Source organism: Pyramidobacter porci, from assembly GCF_009695745.1.
Lineage (GTDB): Bacteria > Synergistota > Synergistia > Synergistales > Dethiosulfovibrionaceae > Pyramidobacter > Pyramidobacter porci.
Genome location: NZ_VUNH01000001.1, coordinates 39,925 through 54,803, shown reverse-complemented (window position 1 = coordinate 54,803; position 14,879 = coordinate 39,925). Strand labels below are relative to the sequence as shown.

Annotated in this window: 13 protein-coding genes, 3 tRNA genes and 1 pseudogene; 7 read left to right on the top strand and 10 right to left on the bottom strand. The window is 58.4% G+C overall.

Features of this window, described 5'->3' with window-relative positions:
* Positions 1-12: 12 nt before the first annotated feature.
* The 4 genes from FYJ74_RS00275 to FYJ74_RS00260 all read right to left on the bottom strand — a co-directional run bounded on the left by FYJ74_RS00275 (position 13) and on the right by FYJ74_RS00260 (position 3,893).
* The gene (locus FYJ74_RS00275; protein WP_154527636.1) at positions 13-510 is read right to left on the bottom strand and encodes a CtsR family transcriptional regulator; all 498 of its coding nucleotides are present in this window, start codon (positions 508-510) and stop codon (positions 13-15) included.
* An 80-nt stretch (positions 511-590) separates the two neighbouring features.
* On the bottom strand, positions 591-1,190 hold the full coding sequence (gene plsY, locus FYJ74_RS00270) for a glycerol-3-phosphate 1-O-acyltransferase PlsY (protein ID WP_154527635.1): 600 nt from the start codon (positions 1,188-1,190) through the stop codon (positions 591-593).
* Positions 1,191-1,321: 131 nt separating this feature from the next.
* Entirely contained in the window at positions 1,322-3,373 is a 2,052-nt protein-coding gene (locus FYJ74_RS00265) for an acetate--CoA ligase family protein (protein WP_195838750.1), read from the bottom strand.
* A gap of 181 nt (positions 3,374-3,554) precedes the next feature.
* Positions 3,555-3,893, bottom strand: a complete 339-nt coding sequence (locus FYJ74_RS00260) for an HU family DNA-binding protein (protein ID WP_154527633.1) — start codon at positions 3,891-3,893, stop codon at positions 3,555-3,557.
* Positions 3,894-4,179: 286 nt separating this feature from the next.
* On the opposite strand from FYJ74_RS00260, the gene FYJ74_RS00255 reads away from it, so the two are divergent.
* The gene (locus FYJ74_RS00255) at positions 4,180-4,539 is read left to right on the top strand and encodes a VOC family protein (protein WP_195838749.1); all 360 of its coding nucleotides are present in this window, start codon (positions 4,180-4,182) and stop codon (positions 4,537-4,539) included.
* 64 nt (positions 4,540-4,603) lie between these two features.
* Here FYJ74_RS00255 and FYJ74_RS00250 read toward each other — a convergent pair whose 3' ends face one another.
* Complete coding sequence (locus FYJ74_RS00250) at positions 4,604-5,059, bottom strand: RrF2 family transcriptional regulator (RefSeq protein ID WP_154527631.1); 456 nt, start codon at positions 5,057-5,059, stop codon at positions 4,604-4,606.
* Between the two features lie 366 nt (positions 5,060-5,425).
* On the opposite strand from FYJ74_RS00250, the gene FYJ74_RS00245 reads away from it, so the two are divergent.
* The 3 genes and pseudogenes from FYJ74_RS00245 (at position 5,426) to FYJ74_RS00235 (ending at position 7,457) form a co-directional block, all read left to right on the top strand.
* Positions 5,426-6,835, top strand: coding sequence for an MATE family efflux transporter (locus FYJ74_RS00245; RefSeq protein WP_154527630.1), 1,410 nt, complete (start codon positions 5,426-5,428; stop codon positions 6,833-6,835).
* Positions 6,832-7,202, top strand: a pseudogene (locus FYJ74_RS11980) (GxxExxY protein). The gene FYJ74_RS00245 and the pseudogene FYJ74_RS11980 overlap by 4 nt, the downstream one beginning before the upstream one ends.
* A gap of 170 nt (positions 7,203-7,372) precedes the next feature.
* Positions 7,373-7,457: transfer RNA gene (locus tag FYJ74_RS00235), tRNA-Leu, on the top strand.
* Positions 7,458-7,639: 182 nt separating this feature from the next.
* Here the strand turns inward: FYJ74_RS00235 and FYJ74_RS00230 are convergent.
* Positions 7,640-8,446 carry a class I SAM-dependent methyltransferase gene (locus FYJ74_RS00230; protein WP_154527629.1) on the bottom strand — a complete coding sequence of 269 codons (807 nt, stop codon included), beginning with the start codon at positions 8,444-8,446 and terminating at the stop codon, positions 7,640-7,642.
* A 424-nt stretch (positions 8,447-8,870) separates the two neighbouring features.
* On the opposite strand from FYJ74_RS00230, the gene FYJ74_RS00225 reads away from it, so the two are divergent.
* From FYJ74_RS00225 to FYJ74_RS00215, 3 genes are all read left to right on the top strand, one after another.
* A complete protein-coding gene (locus tag FYJ74_RS00225) occupies positions 8,871-10,637 on the top strand; it encodes a DEAD/DEAH box helicase (RefSeq protein ID WP_326830827.1) in 1,767 nt (588 codons plus the stop codon).
* A 177-nt stretch (positions 10,638-10,814) separates the two neighbouring features.
* Positions 10,815-11,183: a molecular chaperone DnaJ gene (locus FYJ74_RS00220; protein WP_154527627.1), complete on the top strand. Its 369-nt coding sequence runs from the start codon at positions 10,815-10,817 to the stop codon at positions 11,181-11,183.
* A 353-nt stretch (positions 11,184-11,536) separates the two neighbouring features.
* Positions 11,537-12,520: an HAD family hydrolase gene (locus FYJ74_RS00215; RefSeq protein ID WP_154527626.1), complete on the top strand. Its 984-nt coding sequence runs from the start codon at positions 11,537-11,539 to the stop codon at positions 12,518-12,520.
* Positions 12,521-12,631: 111 nt separating this feature from the next.
* Here the strand turns inward: FYJ74_RS00215 and FYJ74_RS00210 are convergent, their stop codons facing one another.
* The 4 genes from FYJ74_RS00210 to FYJ74_RS00195 form a co-directional block, all read right to left on the bottom strand.
* Positions 12,632-13,411 (bottom strand): YdcF family protein, encoded by a 780-nt coding sequence (locus FYJ74_RS00210; RefSeq protein WP_154527625.1) that lies wholly within the window; start codon positions 13,409-13,411, stop codon positions 12,632-12,634.
* Positions 13,408-14,091, bottom strand: a complete 684-nt coding sequence (locus FYJ74_RS00205; RefSeq protein ID WP_320633561.1) for a GntR family transcriptional regulator — start codon at positions 14,089-14,091, stop codon at positions 13,408-13,410. The genes FYJ74_RS00210 and FYJ74_RS00205 overlap by 4 nt, the downstream gene beginning before the upstream one ends.
* 335 nt (positions 14,092-14,426) lie before the next feature.
* Positions 14,427-14,500 (bottom strand) — tRNA-Gln (locus FYJ74_RS00200).
* An 18-nt stretch (positions 14,501-14,518) separates the two neighbouring features.
* Positions 14,519-14,595: transfer RNA gene (locus FYJ74_RS00195), tRNA-Arg, on the bottom strand.
* Positions 14,596-14,879 lie beyond the last annotated feature (284 nt).

Below are 14,879 nucleotides of genomic sequence, written 5' to 3'. Positions count from 1 at the left end.
AACTCTCAACTCTTAGGCCAAATCGAGGCCGCAAAGCATTTTTTTGAGCATCTCGGCCGCCAGCAAGCTTTTCTTGTAGGGAGACACGTCGAACATACTATCGCAGAGTTCGCCGATATGGCGCAGCGAAATCTCGATCAGCAGGCGCTCGCGGGCGTTGATCATCCCGCGGGCCTGAAGCGAGCACAGCAGGCGCCTGGCGTCGGCTTCGGAGATGGAATCGCCGACGATCTTGACGATGTGCCGGGCGCGTTCTTCGGGTATGTCGTAACTGATCTTCATGATGCGGATGTAGCCGTGACCGCCGCGCTGGCTCTCGACGATATAGCCGCGTTCGGGCGTGAAGCGGCTCCTCAGCACGTAGTTGATCTGGCTGGGGACGCAGCCGAAGCGTTCCGCCACGTCTTTGCGGCGCAGCGAAACGCGTTCGGCGTCGGCGGCGCTGCCCTGCTCTTCCCGCTCGAAAAGTTCGTTGATATAGCTTTCAATGACCTCGGTCAAACTGCTCATTCAAGGCTTCCTCCGTTCCTTCTTTCAGAACTGGAACGATTGTAGCGCATTGGTCAAATATAGTCAAGAACTGGTCAGGATTATTTCTGACCAACTTTATTTTCCGTGCCGCCGGCCAAGCGCTTCAAGTTGCCGCGATGACGCCACAGCGACAGCGCCGCCAGCAATAGCGCAAGCATCACGAAAGCGCGGTGAAGCCCGAAAAAGCCAAAAGCTCCGGCGACAAACAGCAGCGCCGCCAACGAAGCCACGGAAACGTAATGCGTCGCTTTCATGATCAAAAACCAGAGCGCACCGCCCAGCAGCACCGCCGCACATGACGCCCATACCTGCACGAAAAACAGCGTGCCCAGCGTCGTGGCTACGCCCTTGCCGCCGTGAAAACCAAGCCAGACGGGATAGTTGTGCCCGCACACGGCCGCAAAGGCGGCCAAGGCCACCGTCGCGTCGCCGCCGCCGAAAGCGCGGCACAGCATGACGACGGAGCCGCCCTTGAGCATGTCCACAAGGGTCACGAACACGGCCCACTTTTTCCCCATCGCGCGGCCCACGTTGGTGCCGCCGGTGTTTCCCGAGCCGAGCGTGCGGATGTCCTCGCCCTTTATGATTTTAACTGCCAGATAGCCCGTGGGGAACGAACCGAAAAGATAGCCGATTGCCGCCCAAAACGCCAGTTCCATGCCGTTCTTCTCCTCTTGATGTTTTTTATCAGCGACTCGCCTCAAAACAGGGCGCGCCTCACAAAGAAAGCCACGAGACTTTCCGAAGCTTTTCATTCCACAATCCATTTTCCGCAGACTGCGGATTAGCCTCAGCCTTCCGCTTTGTGCCGTCGCACTGCAAAGGCGTCAGCAATCTCCGCTCCCAATCCACGCGGACGGATAAAGATCGGGTTGATGTCCAGCAGTTCGATGTCCGGCTCCGCACACCCCATCTGCGACAGCGTGACGATCTGCCGCGCCAGCGCCTCAACGTCCATAGGCGTGCCGAACCATTCGCCGGAGATGAGCGGATACCCTTTGAGGCTCCTGATCATGTCCATGGCCGTTTCCAGCGAGACCGGAGCCACGCGCAAAGAAATGTCCTTCATCAGACCGTAATAAGCGCCGCCCAGCGCTACGGCAACGACCGGGCCGAAGAGCGGGTCGCGCTTGATGCCGATCATACACTCGATGCCGTCGGTGACCATTTTCTGAGCCACCACGCCCTGAATCTCCGCCCCGGCGTGGACACGGCTGGTGCGCTCGAGGATGCGCCCGTAAGCGTTGCGCAGTTCTTCCTCGGTGCGCAGGTTCAGCGCCACGGCGCGGACCTGCTGCTTGCTGGCAAACGACGGCGACACCACTTTCAGCGCCAGCGGAAAACCGATGCTGTGCGCCGTTTCCAGGACCTCCGTTACCGAGGTGCAAAGACGGTGCGTAACCGTTTTCAATCCATAAGCATCAACCAGCGCCATGGCGTCGCGCTCGCTCAACCGCGGCGGACAGCGGTCGAGGAACGGACGCGGCGCCGGCTTGCAGAGCTCGTTCATCGGATGAATATCGCGGCCGATGCGCCACAGGCCGGACAGCGCTTCGGCCACGCGGCGCGGGCTGCTGAACAGAGGTACGCCTTCCATGTTCATGCGACGCACCATTTCGTCAAGCGGGCGCCAGCGGCTCAGACAACAGCAGGCCAGAGTTTTGCCGCCGCGGCGGTGCGTCGTGCCCATGGCGCGGGCCAGGCGTTCGCCCTGAGCGGCCGTCAGCGAACCGGTGATGGTCAAGATCATGTCGCATTCATCGCTGTCCTGCAGCGTATCGAGGATCCGCCCCAGCGTCCCTTCGCGGTTGAGCGCCTGCTCGGACAAGTCGGCCGGGTTGGCGGCGTTGGCCCAGCGGGGCAGCAGGGCCTGGATCTTCCCTTTCAGCGCGGGGGAAAATTCGACCACGTCCAGACCGGCTTCGCGGCACTGATCGCCCTGCATCATCGCCAGCCCTTCGGACAGCGCCAGTACCGCCACGCGGTTGCCCTGAGGCGGCAGGCCCAGCGAGGACAGCTTGCCGAGGTCGACGATCTGCTGAGCGTCGCTCAGCAGCACCACGCCGAACTGACCGGCCACCGACTCCCACATGATCGAATCAGTCCAAGCCGCGTCGGCATGACGCCGCGCCAGCCGGTCGTGAAAATCCTCATTCACGCCGCTTCGCAGCAGCACCACCGGCAGCCGGCGCTCCGCCGCGCGCGAGGCCATCGCGAGAAAATCGCGCCCCCGCGACAGCGATTCAAAGCTGAGAATCAACAATGTCGTCATCGGGTCGCCGATGGCCGCTTCCATGCAGCGCAGCAGTTCGCCGTCGCTGTCGGCACAGTTGCCGAGGGAAACGACGCGGCGAAAGCGGACGCCCGCTTCCACCGCCATGGCATAGAGCGAGAACGGCACGGTGCCGCCCTGCGCGATCAGCGTCACATGACGTTCCTGCGGCTGACTGTCAGGCATCCGCACAGCCGCCGACCAGCACAGTGCCAGCCGCCGTTCCCAGTCGAAGAATCCCTGGCTGCCCGGTCCCAGGGCCCTGCCGCCGGCGGCACGATATTCACGCAGCAGCTGTCGCTCTTCTTCGTTTTCCAAGCGCGGGCAGCCGATGATCACAAAACCAATCCTCCGCGCAAGGCACTGTTCCAGCAGCGGCACGCAGTTCGTGCAGCCCGGCGCGATCATGACCACGTCGATTTCTTCGTCGGGCCATTCGGCTGCCGCGGCGCTCTCGCGGCGCACGGCAAAGAAATCTCCGCGTCCCAAGTCGCTCATCAGCGCCAGCGGGCGCAGGTCGGTCCCCGTGCCATCTCCGTCGCCGACGATCAACAGTCCACGGTTCCACATAGCGATCCCTCCCTGCGTTCTCCATGACGTGAAAATTATATCCCATCGCCTAAATCCTGTGAAGTTTGCGCCGCCTCGCCGCAGCCGCGTCATCCGCGCCCGACGAAACTAAAAAGAGCGCCCCGGCAAAACCGGAACGCTCTTTTCGTTTGGACTGATGAAACCTTGGTTGAGGGAGAGACTACTTCTTGCCCTTCTTGGCGGCCTTGGGAGCGGGCTTCTTGGCAGCTTTCTTGGCGACGGTGGCATCGACGGCCTCGCGCAGAAGCTTGCCGGCCTTGAAAACAGGCACTTTCTTGGCGGGGATGTGGACAGTCTTGGAAGGATCCTGAGGATTGCGCCCCGTACGAGCGCTGCGCTGACGTACCTCGAAAGTGCCAAAGCCCACGATCTGGACCTTGCCCTGCTTCTGCAGCGTGTCCTTCACGCCTGCAAGCATGGCGGCCACCGCGTTGGCAGCGTCAACCTTGCGAAGATTCGTCTTTTCCCTTACGAACTCAACCAATTCAGCCTTTGTCATTTTTCAGACACCTCCACACAGGATTTGGTACTTAACGATGTGAGTATATCACAGCATTCGCGCCTGACAAGCCCCCCAGCAGCGGATTTTTGCTGATTTCGCGTTCTGAGACGGCCTCTTCCATGGCTTGTGGAAGGGGCATAATACAAATTTTTGCAGTAAAAGCCATTTCTAAAAGCACATACGGCTCTTCCTGATACTGCAAAATGAGAAAATTTCTGCTATGATAAAGAACATCGAAAAAGTCTCATTTTTTTTGCTTTTTCACGAAGGAGGATGGTTGCTCATGTATTCAATGGCCCACGTCGGGATTCGCGTGCAGGATCTTCATCGGTCGCTTCGTTTCTATGTCGATGCCCTCGGCGGCACGAAGGACAAGGAGTTCAAAATGCCTTCGGGATCCCATCTGGTCTTCGTCAGGTTTGCGGACTTCTCCGTAGAGCTGATCTGCAAGCCCGGTGACGAACGCGTTCCAGGGCGCAATCATTTGGCAATTTCCGTCCCGTCTATGGAGGACGCCCTCCGGCGCCTCAGTGGCTGCGGCTTTGCCGCCGGCCCTGTCGGCCCCATGGGGGATCATGCCCGCAATTGTTTTCTCAGCGGTCCCGACGGCGAGATCATTGAACTTTGCGAAGGCAGCCTGTAGCTACCGACAAAAAATCCCTGTCTCAGCAGACAGGGATTCCGTTATTCGCTCCAGCTCCACCGCGTCATTGCCGGTTTTCGGCCTGCATTTTTCCCATCTCTTCTTCGTAGTTCCGGATCAAACTGCCGACTGTCGTTTCTTCGGCGATTTTGTTCACCATAGAATTAAGATTCTGCCAGAAATGGGAAGAAGCGCAGACATGGCCGCGCTGGTGCGCCAACTCGCACCCCTCCGGCGTCGTGCACTCGGGAAAGACGATCTGTTCGCCGGCGGCTTTCAGCACCTCGGCGACCGTGATCGTATCAGGATCGCGAACCAATTCATAGCCGCCGCGAGCGCCCCTGTAACTGCGCAAAATCCCGGCGCGGCGCAGTTTGGATACCAGCTGCTCCAGATACGTGTCAGAAAGATTCTCGGCCCTGGCCACGTCGCTGACGCTGACCGGCAGCCCGCTCCGGGCCATTTCGGAGATAGCGATGACCGCGCGCAGTCCGTAATGAGCCCTTGTTGAAACTTTCATTGAAAAGAACCTCCGTCTCTGTCGGGTTCGACAAACTTCATCGGACAAAAATCCGTAATGTACCTCCCGGACAAAATGATCATCTTCGTTTATGCGTATAGTATTGCTAGACTATATCACAAAAACGCCTGGCAGTATAGACAGGAATTCAGTCGTCCTCTCGCACTGGTTTTCATTAAAAAGGACAAAGATTCCGCGCTCTTTTTGTGATGACGAAGGCGCCTCGAAAACGATATGAAGGCGGACGGCGTACGCCTTTGCGGCAGCGCGGTGCGAAGTGCTGCATTTTCAATAATGCCTTTCATTAAAAAAGCATCTTATGATTACCGACAATTTAGCGAAATCATTTAAGGAGTTCGACCTAACATGAACAACTTCCCCGACGCTGCACAGCAACAGTTCATCAAGATGACTCAGTCAGCTCTGCGGCCCCTGATTCTCAGCCTGGCCTTTCCGACCATCTGCAGCATGCTGATCACTTCCTTCTACAACATGGCCGATACGTTCTTCGTGGCCCGCATCGGCACCAGCGCCGCCGGCGCCGTCGGCGTGGTTTATTCGCTGATGGCCATCATTCAGGCGATCGGTTTCATGTTCGGCATGGGAGCCGGCAGCATCGCCTCGCGGCGTCTGGGCGAACGAAAAAATGACGAAGCCCGCACGGCCACTTCGTCGGCGTTTTTCGCCGCGCTTGCGTTTGGCTTGCTGGTCACCACCGGCGGCCTGATCTGGCTGGATCCTTTTATGAGGCTGCTCGGCTCGACGGAAACCATTCTGCCCTTCGCGCGCGAATACGCCCGCTGGATCCTGCTCGGTGCACCGCTGATGACGACGTCGTTCGTCATGAACACCAACCTGCGTTCCGAAGGCAAGGCGTTCTTCGCCATGCTCGGCATCGTCACCGGCGGCCTGCTGAACGTCGTGCTGGACCCGCTGTTCATCTTCACGTTCAAGATGGGCATCGCCGGCGCCGCGATCGCGACCGTGCTGAGCCAGTGCGTCAGTTTTTCCATTCTGATGTCGCACTTTGTCTTCAAGCGCACGGTGCTGCGCATCGGCACGCGCTACGTGTCCCGTTCGCCCGCTTTTTACGGTTTGATCGCCCGCACCGGCATGCCGACACTGTTCCGCCAGGGTATGGCCTCGCTGGCCAGCATCGCGCTGAACACCAGCGCGGCCGTCTACGGCGACGCCGCCCTTGCGGCCATGGCCATCGTCATGCGCGTGTCCATGTTCATCGGCTCGATTCTGATCGGTTTCGGACAGGGATTTCAGCCGGTCGCGGGCTACAACTTCGGCGCCCGGCGCTACGACCGCGTCGTCGAAGCGTACAAGTTCTGCGCCCGCACCGGGCTGATCGTGCTGTCGTGCCTGGCGGCGTTTTTCTTCGTCTTCGCGCCGCAGGTCATCGCCTCATTTCAGAACGCCGATCCGCGCGTCTCCGAGATCGGCACCTTTGCCTTCCGCGCCCACTGCGTGACGCTCGTCACTTTGCCCGTAACTGCCCTTACCGACATGCTGTTTCAAGTCACCGGGCGCTACAAAGAGGCGTCGTTCCTCTCCGGCGCCCGCCGCGGCTTCTTTTTTATCCCTTGCGTGTATATCCTGCCCCGCTTCATCGGCCTGACCGGCATCCAGATCAGCCAGCCTGTCGCCGACGTCCTCTGCGCCTGTTTCTCCATCCCTCTTGTCAGAGCTTACCTCACCTGGATGCGCGCGCAGACGCCCGCAGTTAGAACAAATTCGACCACAGAGAAACGGAGAAGCGGAGAATGACAAACTATAGGGTACAAGTAATTTCCCCTGATCTCAACTCTTTATGTGATGAAATCGTCAACGGGGTATTCGCCGTACACAAATTTCTGGGCCCCGGACTTCTGGAGCGAGTCTATCAGACATGCCTCGTTCACGAACTCCGATTGCGACGCCTCAAAGTTGAAACCGAAGTTCCCGTCAATTTTACATTCAAGCAGCTTCAGATCAACGATGCCTATGTTTGGACATACTCAACAGCCAAATAATCATCGAACTCAAAGCCGTAGAAAGTCTTTTACCGTTTCATACCGCACAGCTTCTTTCATATATGAAACTCACGAGAAAGACTGTGGGGTATCTTATCAATTTCAACGTTCCTCTGACATAAAAGACGGCATTCATCGTCTGCTCCTTCCCTATTCAGCCCGACTTCCGCGAACAATATCACAATAAGCTTAATATTCTCTTTGCATTGCTCCGTTTCGCCGCTTCTCCGTGGAGGGTTTTGTTTTAAGGACTTGACGCAAATCGAACGCGTGGTATAATGCCCTGTGTCACGCGGAGGTGGCGGAATTGGCAGACGCGCAAGACTAAGGATCTTGTGGAGCAATCCATGGGGGTTCGATTCCCCCCCCCCGCACCAAATTGTGGATACGAAAAAGCGGCCCCGTGCGAATCTTGGATTCGCACGGGGCCGCTTTTTCGTTCGACGACTGCGCCGGGGCTCGCGGCGCATCCAGCGACACTCCGCGGCGGATTCGCGTGGCGCCGTTATCGTCGCGGGAAAATTCCAGTGTTCGCGTTTCTCCTTCACAGGCTCACGGGTTATTTCAGCAGATCGAGATACAGTACCCCCATGACATTTGTGCTCGACACGGCGACTTTTTTATCGTCTCCCAAATGCTTATCGATTTCTTTTTTGACCCTGTCCAGCTCTTTCTCGCCGTATTCGGGGCCGTAAAGCCAGCTCGCGTAGCGCAGGTAAAAATTTTCGGGATCGACGCGCTCTTCCCTGCGTTTTACGCTCGTCCAGAAGTCGGGATAATAGCCGTCGGCCAGCAGGAGATTCAGGAAATAGACGATGTCACAGCCTCCGTGCGTATGCGGCGTCCGTCCCAGCCCCGCCGCGACTTTTTCCAGAAACAGGTCTTCGATCCTGAGCCACGAGCTGATGAAGATCCCCTTTCGAGCCAGGTCGATAATCCGGGGATAATTCTCGTAATATGAGATGACGGGGCTGTTGGATATGAACACGTAGTCGTATTTCTTCCCGGGCGCAAAGTCCTGAAAGGCGACGTTGTAGATGGTCACCGCCGCGCCGTCGTATCCCGACTGCGAGATGAAGTCCCGCGCTTCTCTCGCCATCTCCACGGAGGGTTCCAGCCCCTCGGCAAGCGCGCCCTCGTCGAGGAGGCGCTTCAAATAGCGCCCCGCCCCGCAGCCGATATCGATCACGCTGCGGCCTTTCAGCTCGGCCTTCGCTCTGAAAAGATCAAAAACTTGGTCGCCGCCGGCATTGGAGGAGATCTTTCGAAACTCGCGCGCCCGCTTGTTCCACATGGCATTGGATTTTTCCATGTCCTGCCGCGGCTTCGACAGTTTCCTGACGCAGATACCCTTTATGTCGTTCATCGATTCATACCTCGCAAAAATTCTCCAGCTCTTTTCCAACGGAACCGCGACAGGCGGCGCAATTTGTCCCCAAGGCTTTACAATAAACTTCGCCGTCTCTGCGCTTATCGCACGACAAAAAAGACTCTTCTCAATTACAGAGATTGCTTCTATTATATATTAAGCAGACTGGCTGTCAATCGTTCGAGCTCCGGTGCGAATGGGGAGAACTTCTAGAAAGTCCGGCGGTCTAAGGGGGTATCTCTCGATTTCAGCTTATGGTTCGCCATCGATTTTTCTCCAAGCATTGACAAACACGCACAAAACAATCATAATTATTTTTTTGGCGCGATTTCAGCGTCATGATTCAGGGATGAAACGCCAGGGGCGGCTCACGGTGGGCGGTCCTTTGGAAATCCCTTGCGATTCTGGGAGGAATTACGAAGTGACCGCAGCAAGTTTTAGAGATTTCAATCTGCCCGAGAGTTTTCTTGCCGCTCTCGATCAACGAGGCTTTACGACGCCGACGCCGGTTCAGGCGCAGGTTCTGTCGCAGCCCAATCTGGACACGGACATGGTCGTGCAGGCGCGCACGGGTTCCGGCAAGACGCTGGCTTTTCTTCTGCCGCTGCTGAGCGAACTCGAAGGCGGCGGCAAAAAGCCCCGTCTGCTGGTGCTCTCGCCGACGCGCGAGCTGGCCATGCAGAACGCCGGCGAATCGGAATTTTTAGGCCGCATCAGGGGCATCGGCACGGTGAGCATCGTCGGCGGCATGAGCATGGAGCACCAGATCTTCCAGCTCCGGCGCGGCGCCTCGGTCGTCGTCGGCACGCCGGGGCGCGTTCTCGATCATATCCGCCGCGGCACGCTCGACTTGAGCGAGATCGAGACGCTGGTTCTCGACGAGGGCGACAACATGCTCGACATGGGTTTCCGCGACGAGCTGGAAGCGATCCTCGAGGCCGCCGTGAGCCGCAAAAAGACCTGGCTCTTCTCGGCGACGATGCCCGACTCGGTGTTTTCGCTCTGCAAACGCTATCTCAAGGAGCCGTTGCGGCTGGAGCTGAACCACGAGGAGGAGCAGCACGAAGACATTGTGCACCGTGTGTATTTGGTGCCTTCGCGTCAGCGCATGGAAGCGCTGGTCAACATCCTGCTGTGGGAGAAGCCGGCGCTCTGCCTGATATTCTGCCACACCAAGACCGATACGGGAGAGGTGGCGGGGCGTCTTCAGGAGGAAGGTCTGATGGCTCTGGCGCTGAACGGCGACATGACGCAGCGCGAACGCAGCAACGCCTTGGAATCTTTCCGCACCGGCCGCATTCCCGTTTTGGTCGCCACCAACGTGGCCGCCCGAGGGCTGGACGTGCAGGGCGTCAGCCACGTGATCCAGCTGGGCCTTCCCGACAACATGGAGACCTTCGTGCACCGTTCCGGGCGCACCGGGCGGGCCGGGCACGAAGGCAGCAACCTGCTGCTGCTGACGCCGCAGGAATCGGGACGCTTCAAGTTCATGATCCGCAGCTCCGAGATGAAGGTCGAATGGCTGAAAGTCCCCGACATCCAGGAGATCAGCGTCATCCAGCGCGAACGCCGCGAGGAATCGTTGCTGGAGATCGTTCCCGCGCCGGAGATCCGCGCCTGGGCCGAGTCGCTTCTCGAACGCAGCGACGACGCGGCGGATCTGGCGGCCAAGCTGCTGTCGGTCGCAGTCAAGGACATCCCCACGGGCTACGCCCTCAGAGATTCGCTCCAGCGCGAGCTTGACCAGCGCCGCGAGCGTGCCGCGGTGCGCCGTGAAGGGCGCGCAAGTTCCCGCTTCGACGGCGAACGGCGCGGCCTCGCAACGGAACGCGCGCGTTTCCGCGGGCAGGGCCTTTCCATTCGCATCGCCAAGGGGCGGAACGACCAGGAATGGTCCGTCGGCCGCATCCTCGGCGCTCTGTGCGCAGCGCTCGGCGTCAGCCGCGACGAGATCGGCAACATCAAAATGCGCGACTCGCACACCGAGGTGGAGCTGAGCCCCGCGGCGATCGCCAGCCTCGACGACGGCGGGCGGCGACGGCTGATCGACCGCGGCCTGATCTCCGGCGAGCCACGGCTGGGCGGGGCTCGCCGCGAACGGCGCTTCGATCGTTCCGGTGAGCGTCTTGGCAAAAGGAATTTCGAGCGCACTTCGGAACGCCGTCCCCGATACGGCCGCGACGCCTAAATAAACGCACAGGAGCCGTTTTGCTTTTCAGAGCGAAAACGGCTCCTGTTTGTTTCTTCCGTTTTGATTTTCAGCGCCCCAAGCGAGTATAATGGACGGGAATCATTAAGAAGAAGCGGCGCGATCGTCACATTTCCGCCGACGGGAGCGCACATTTTTCGAGAAGGAGTCTTTTCCATGGAATTCGATCCGGAAACTATGAAAATCCACATCTGCAAAAAATGCAAGGGCCTGGGATTTGGCATCGACCTGAAAGGCAACCGTTTCAACTGCTCCGAGTGCAACGGCACGGGCCGCATTCTCGTCAAGACGCTCAAGGAGGAGTTCACGCTCGACAGCCTCAGCGAGAATCTCTCTTTCGACAAGGAAACGATGAGAGTCCGCGTCTGCAAATCCTGCGGCGGCCTGGGCAGCATCGATTACGGCTCCGAAGAGCGCGAGTGCGAGGACTGCCACGGCACGGGACGGATCATCGAGCAGAAAATCCTCACGGAATACCAGCTGCATCACGTCGACGGGATCGTCGCGCCCGAAGAGAAAGAATGAACCTTTGGAGAATTATTTCGCTTTAAATCGCGAAAATGCGGAGTCCGGCAAAAAAACGGCTTGCTTTGTTCACGAGCTGTGCTATACTTTTTGTAATGATAAAGTCTACCTGCGGTGTTCGTGATCTTGGCTTTCGTCTTGAGCCAACACCTGTCGTCCGGTGAAGAGAGGCCGCGGCCGTCGTGGCGGCCGGGCAATCTTCTATTTCTAGCGGAACGGGTCAAGACTGCCGCGACACGGCACTGTGGGCTCAGTTTATCGGAAAAGAGAGAACTCTCAGGGGTTCCCTCTTTTTTTATATTCGACGCCAATGGCGCATAAAAATTTTCCGATACAGAGCAGGAAGTGAGACAATGAGTTCCCCCTATATCCATCTCGATCAGATTCGCGGAGTCATTTTCGACTGGGACGGCGTCATTGCCGAGAGCAGGCTCGATTTCGCCCCGCTCCGGGAGAAATATTTCGGCGGACGGCGCGTCCCTCTGCTGGAGGCGGCGGCGGAGATGCAGGAGCCTCTCAAAACCGAGTTCATGAACGCCGTCAGGGACGAAGAGATGCGGGGCGCCGCGCGCTCCGCCGCGGTCGCCGGCGCTTTCGATCTCATCGCGCTGCTCGACGGACGCCGCGTCCCGTGGTGCGTTCTCTCGAGGAACTGCCGCGAGTCCATCGAGCTTGCCGCCAGAAGCATCGGGCTCGCGCTGCCGCCGCAGACCTTCGGGCGCGAAGCCCGTTACGTCAAACCGGATCCCCGGGCAATGACCGACGCGGCTCAGGCCATCGGCGTTCCCGCCTCCCGTTGCCTCGTCATCGGCGACTACCTTTACGAGCTGCTCGGCGCGCGGCGCGCCGGGATGCGCTGCGTTCTCGTGAACAACTGCTCCGATCCCGAAAGCGCCGCGCTGGCCGACGCCGTTTTTCCCACGATGCGCGATCTTGCCGAAAGTTTTCTCGACGGAGGGACGCTCGTTCCCTGGGAGTATCACGGCTTTGCGCGGCGCTGCGGCCGGCGAAAACTGGAAAAGATGCACGAGCAGGCCGTCCATGTCGATACGCCGCTGTCGTTCCAAACTCTCGACAAGCTCGGAAAATTGGCCGCCTCGGGTCTCGGGCGCCTGTCGGTGGACGCCGGACGCACGTTGGGCCTGCAAGAGCTTCGGGAGCAGGTTCTGCTTCCCCCTTCCTGGCTGGAAGCGCCCGCGGCGCAGCTCTTGAGATCCATATTCGCGGTCCGCTACCCGCTGCTGCATATCGCCCCGGGCGAAGCCGGGCGTCCGCTCTCTTCCATCGCCAGCGTCCGGAATTTTACAGAAGAAATCTTCCATCGGGAGCGGACATGATCGTTTTTCACGCAAACGGCGCCTCCTCGCGCGCTTCGCGCCGCCAAAACGGGAAAACGCAAAAGCGGGAAGTCTGCGGACACGGGCAAAACGCGCCGAGACTTCCCGCTTTTATTGATCCTGCGCCTCATGGCGCGAACGGAGCCAGTCCCTCAAAAGCGCCAACGTCTCGCGCCAAGCCATCGAGGTCAGCTCCAGACCCCGGCAGGTCGGCACGAAATTCGCCGGGTGCCAGGGCACGTGCCGCACGAGGCTGGGCGCAGGCGAAGGGACGACCTCGAAATCGGGCATAAACTTTTTCGCCCAGCGCAGAGCCCGCGCCATATGAAAACGGTCCGTGACGAGAAAGACCTGCGGGCGCGAACGCTCGTCGGGATACAGTCTTCGCAAAAAAACGGCGCTTTCGCGCAGATTGCCCTCGGTATTCAAGGAGCGAGTTTCCAAAAGCGTCTTTTCCCGAGGCGGCGAGCCCCGCAGCCAGCGGGCCATCAACGGCGACTCGATGCCCGAAAGCAGAAGCTTTCCGTCTCCGCAACGCGATAAAATTTCTCTCGCTGCCCGCAGACGCCGCTGCGAAGAAACGGAAGGCTGATACGTCCGCCCTTCGGCGACCGCGCCGCCGCCGAGCACCAGCACGACAGCCGAACGGCCGCCGCGCCCCTCTTCCGCTTCGGGCGTCAGAGACTCCAAAAAGGCGAGCATTCTTTTGCCGCAGAAATCAGTGCATGAAAAAGCGAAAAGCAACGTCAGCACGCTCAACAGGGTGCGCCGCCTTTTGCGTTCCTCCCCCGCCGGGACCAGAAGCAAAAAGAACGACGCCGCCAGGAACAGTCCCAGCGGCGACAGGAGGGCGATAATCAACGTCGACTGAAAGAAAGACCACTGGCTCATGGGCGGAGCGGGAGGCGTTCGGAAGTATGCGTGTTCAGGTAAGCCTCGAGGCGCGCCCGGCTCATGCGTATGTGGGCCCTCATGGCCTCGCGCACCCTTTTCTCGTCGCGGGCCAGAAGCGCCTCGATGATCTCCACGTGGCCTTCGGCAAGGTGCCTGATGTATTCAGTGTCGCCCAGCGAATACGGACGATACAGGTTGATCACATCCACCAGCTCCTGCAGCGAATTCATCAGGAAACGGTTGCCTGACGACTGATAAAGAAAAGCGTGAAAACGGCGATCCTCTTCAAGATATTTCTGCGGGTCCGTATCGTTGCCCATGTGTTTGAAAATTTCGAGAAACTCTTTCAGCTCCTTTTCCGGAGGGTTCACCGACACCAGCGCCGCCGCGAACATTTCCAAGTCCTCGCGCAGCTCGTAGAGCGCCCCCGCATCGCTGATCGACGGCAGGGAAACGTAAGCGCCCTTGCGCGGCGTCAGCGTTACCAGCGAAGTCTTCGCCAGCTGACGGATCGCTTCGCGCACCGGCGTTCGCGACACGGCCATTTTTTCCGCCAGCTCGACTTCGGAAAGTTTTTCCCCCGGCTTGATGATACCGCTCACAATAGCTTGCTTGATCTTCTCGTAAACGATCTGACGAAGATCCATGTTCTTCGCCGGATGAAGCGGATTATACATGATCATCACCCCATCATATAGAAGCAAAGCTTTGCAACCTTTATTTATGATTATACAAAAAACATCGATCTGCCGCAATCATGAAATCTGCACGAAGTCACGCCGAAAACGCGGCGTTTTCCTGATAAATGTCACACGATCGGCTCTCAAGATGCCTCCGTATTTTCCATGAATGCGCCATACAAAAAGCTGCCTCGTTATCGTGCACGGCACGGAAACGGGGCAGCTTCGTTTTTTTAAACGAAAGCCACCGGCAGTGCCGGTGGTTATGATTCGGAAGAACAAGACGGACATTGCCTCGGCTTTCGCAGAGTCCGTCGCACCGTTCGATATTGTGGCTACCCCGCCTGGATTCGAACCAGGATCAAGGGAACCAAAATCCCTTGTGCTGCCGTTGCACCACGGGGTAATTTCTTTCGGAAAAAAATGGCGCGCTCGGCGGGACTTGAACCCACAACCTTTGCCTCCGGAGGGCAACACTCTATCCAATTGAGCTACGAGCGCGCGCCATGGAACAGTAGGTAGAATACACCGATTTGCATTATCCGTCAAGAAGAGTCAACGCGAGAAAAAGTGACGCGCGCGGCGAACTTCGTTGCGTTGGGCGAAGACATGGCTTCTTGTGTAATAGCGCACATTTCGTTTTTATATTTCTGATGATTTTATAGTTGACAAAACGAATGTGCTAGATTATATTCGATCTATCTCTGAAGGAAGGCGTCGCAATTGAAGTTATGTTGTGCTATGCGGTGTGAAGGCGGCCTCTGTAAAAAGTCGCGGCCTTTTGT

Excerpts from the sequence above, each read along its gene's own strand:
- FYJ74_RS00275 (WP_154527636.1), bottom strand. The coding sequence starts at position 510 with ATGAGCAGTTTGACCGAGGTCATTGAAAGCTATATCAACGAACTTTTC.
- plsY (WP_154527635.1), bottom strand. The coding sequence starts at position 1,190 with ATGGAACTGGCGTTTTGGGCGGCAATCGGCTATCTTTTCGGTTCGTTC.
- FYJ74_RS00265 (WP_195838750.1), bottom strand. The coding sequence starts at position 3,373 with ATGTGGAACCGTGGACTGTTGATCGTCGGCGACGGAGATGGCACGGGG.
- FYJ74_RS00260 (WP_154527633.1), bottom strand. The coding sequence starts at position 3,893 with ATGACAAAGGCTGAATTGGTTGAGTTCGTAAGGGAAAAGACGAATCTT.
- FYJ74_RS00255 (WP_195838749.1), top strand. The coding sequence starts at position 4,180 with ATGTATTCAATGGCCCACGTCGGGATTCGCGTGCAGGATCTTCATCGG.
- FYJ74_RS00250 (WP_154527631.1), bottom strand. The coding sequence starts at position 5,059 with ATGAAAGTTTCAACAAGGGCTCATTACGGACTGCGCGCGGTCATCGCT.
- FYJ74_RS00245 (WP_154527630.1), top strand. The coding sequence starts at position 5,426 with ATGAACAACTTCCCCGACGCTGCACAGCAACAGTTCATCAAGATGACT.
- FYJ74_RS00230 (WP_154527629.1), bottom strand. The coding sequence starts at position 8,446 with ATGAACGACATAAAGGGTATCTGCGTCAGGAAACTGTCGAAGCCGCGG.
- FYJ74_RS00220 (WP_154527627.1), top strand. The coding sequence starts at position 10,815 with ATGGAATTCGATCCGGAAACTATGAAAATCCACATCTGCAAAAAATGC.
- FYJ74_RS00215 (WP_154527626.1), top strand. The coding sequence starts at position 11,537 with ATGAGTTCCCCCTATATCCATCTCGATCAGATTCGCGGAGTCATTTTC.
- FYJ74_RS00210 (WP_154527625.1), bottom strand. The coding sequence starts at position 13,411 with ATGAGCCAGTGGTCTTTCTTTCAGTCGACGTTGATTATCGCCCTCCTG.
- FYJ74_RS00205 (WP_320633561.1), bottom strand. The coding sequence starts at position 14,091 with ATGTATAATCCGCTTCATCCGGCGAAGAACATGGATCTTCGTCAGATC.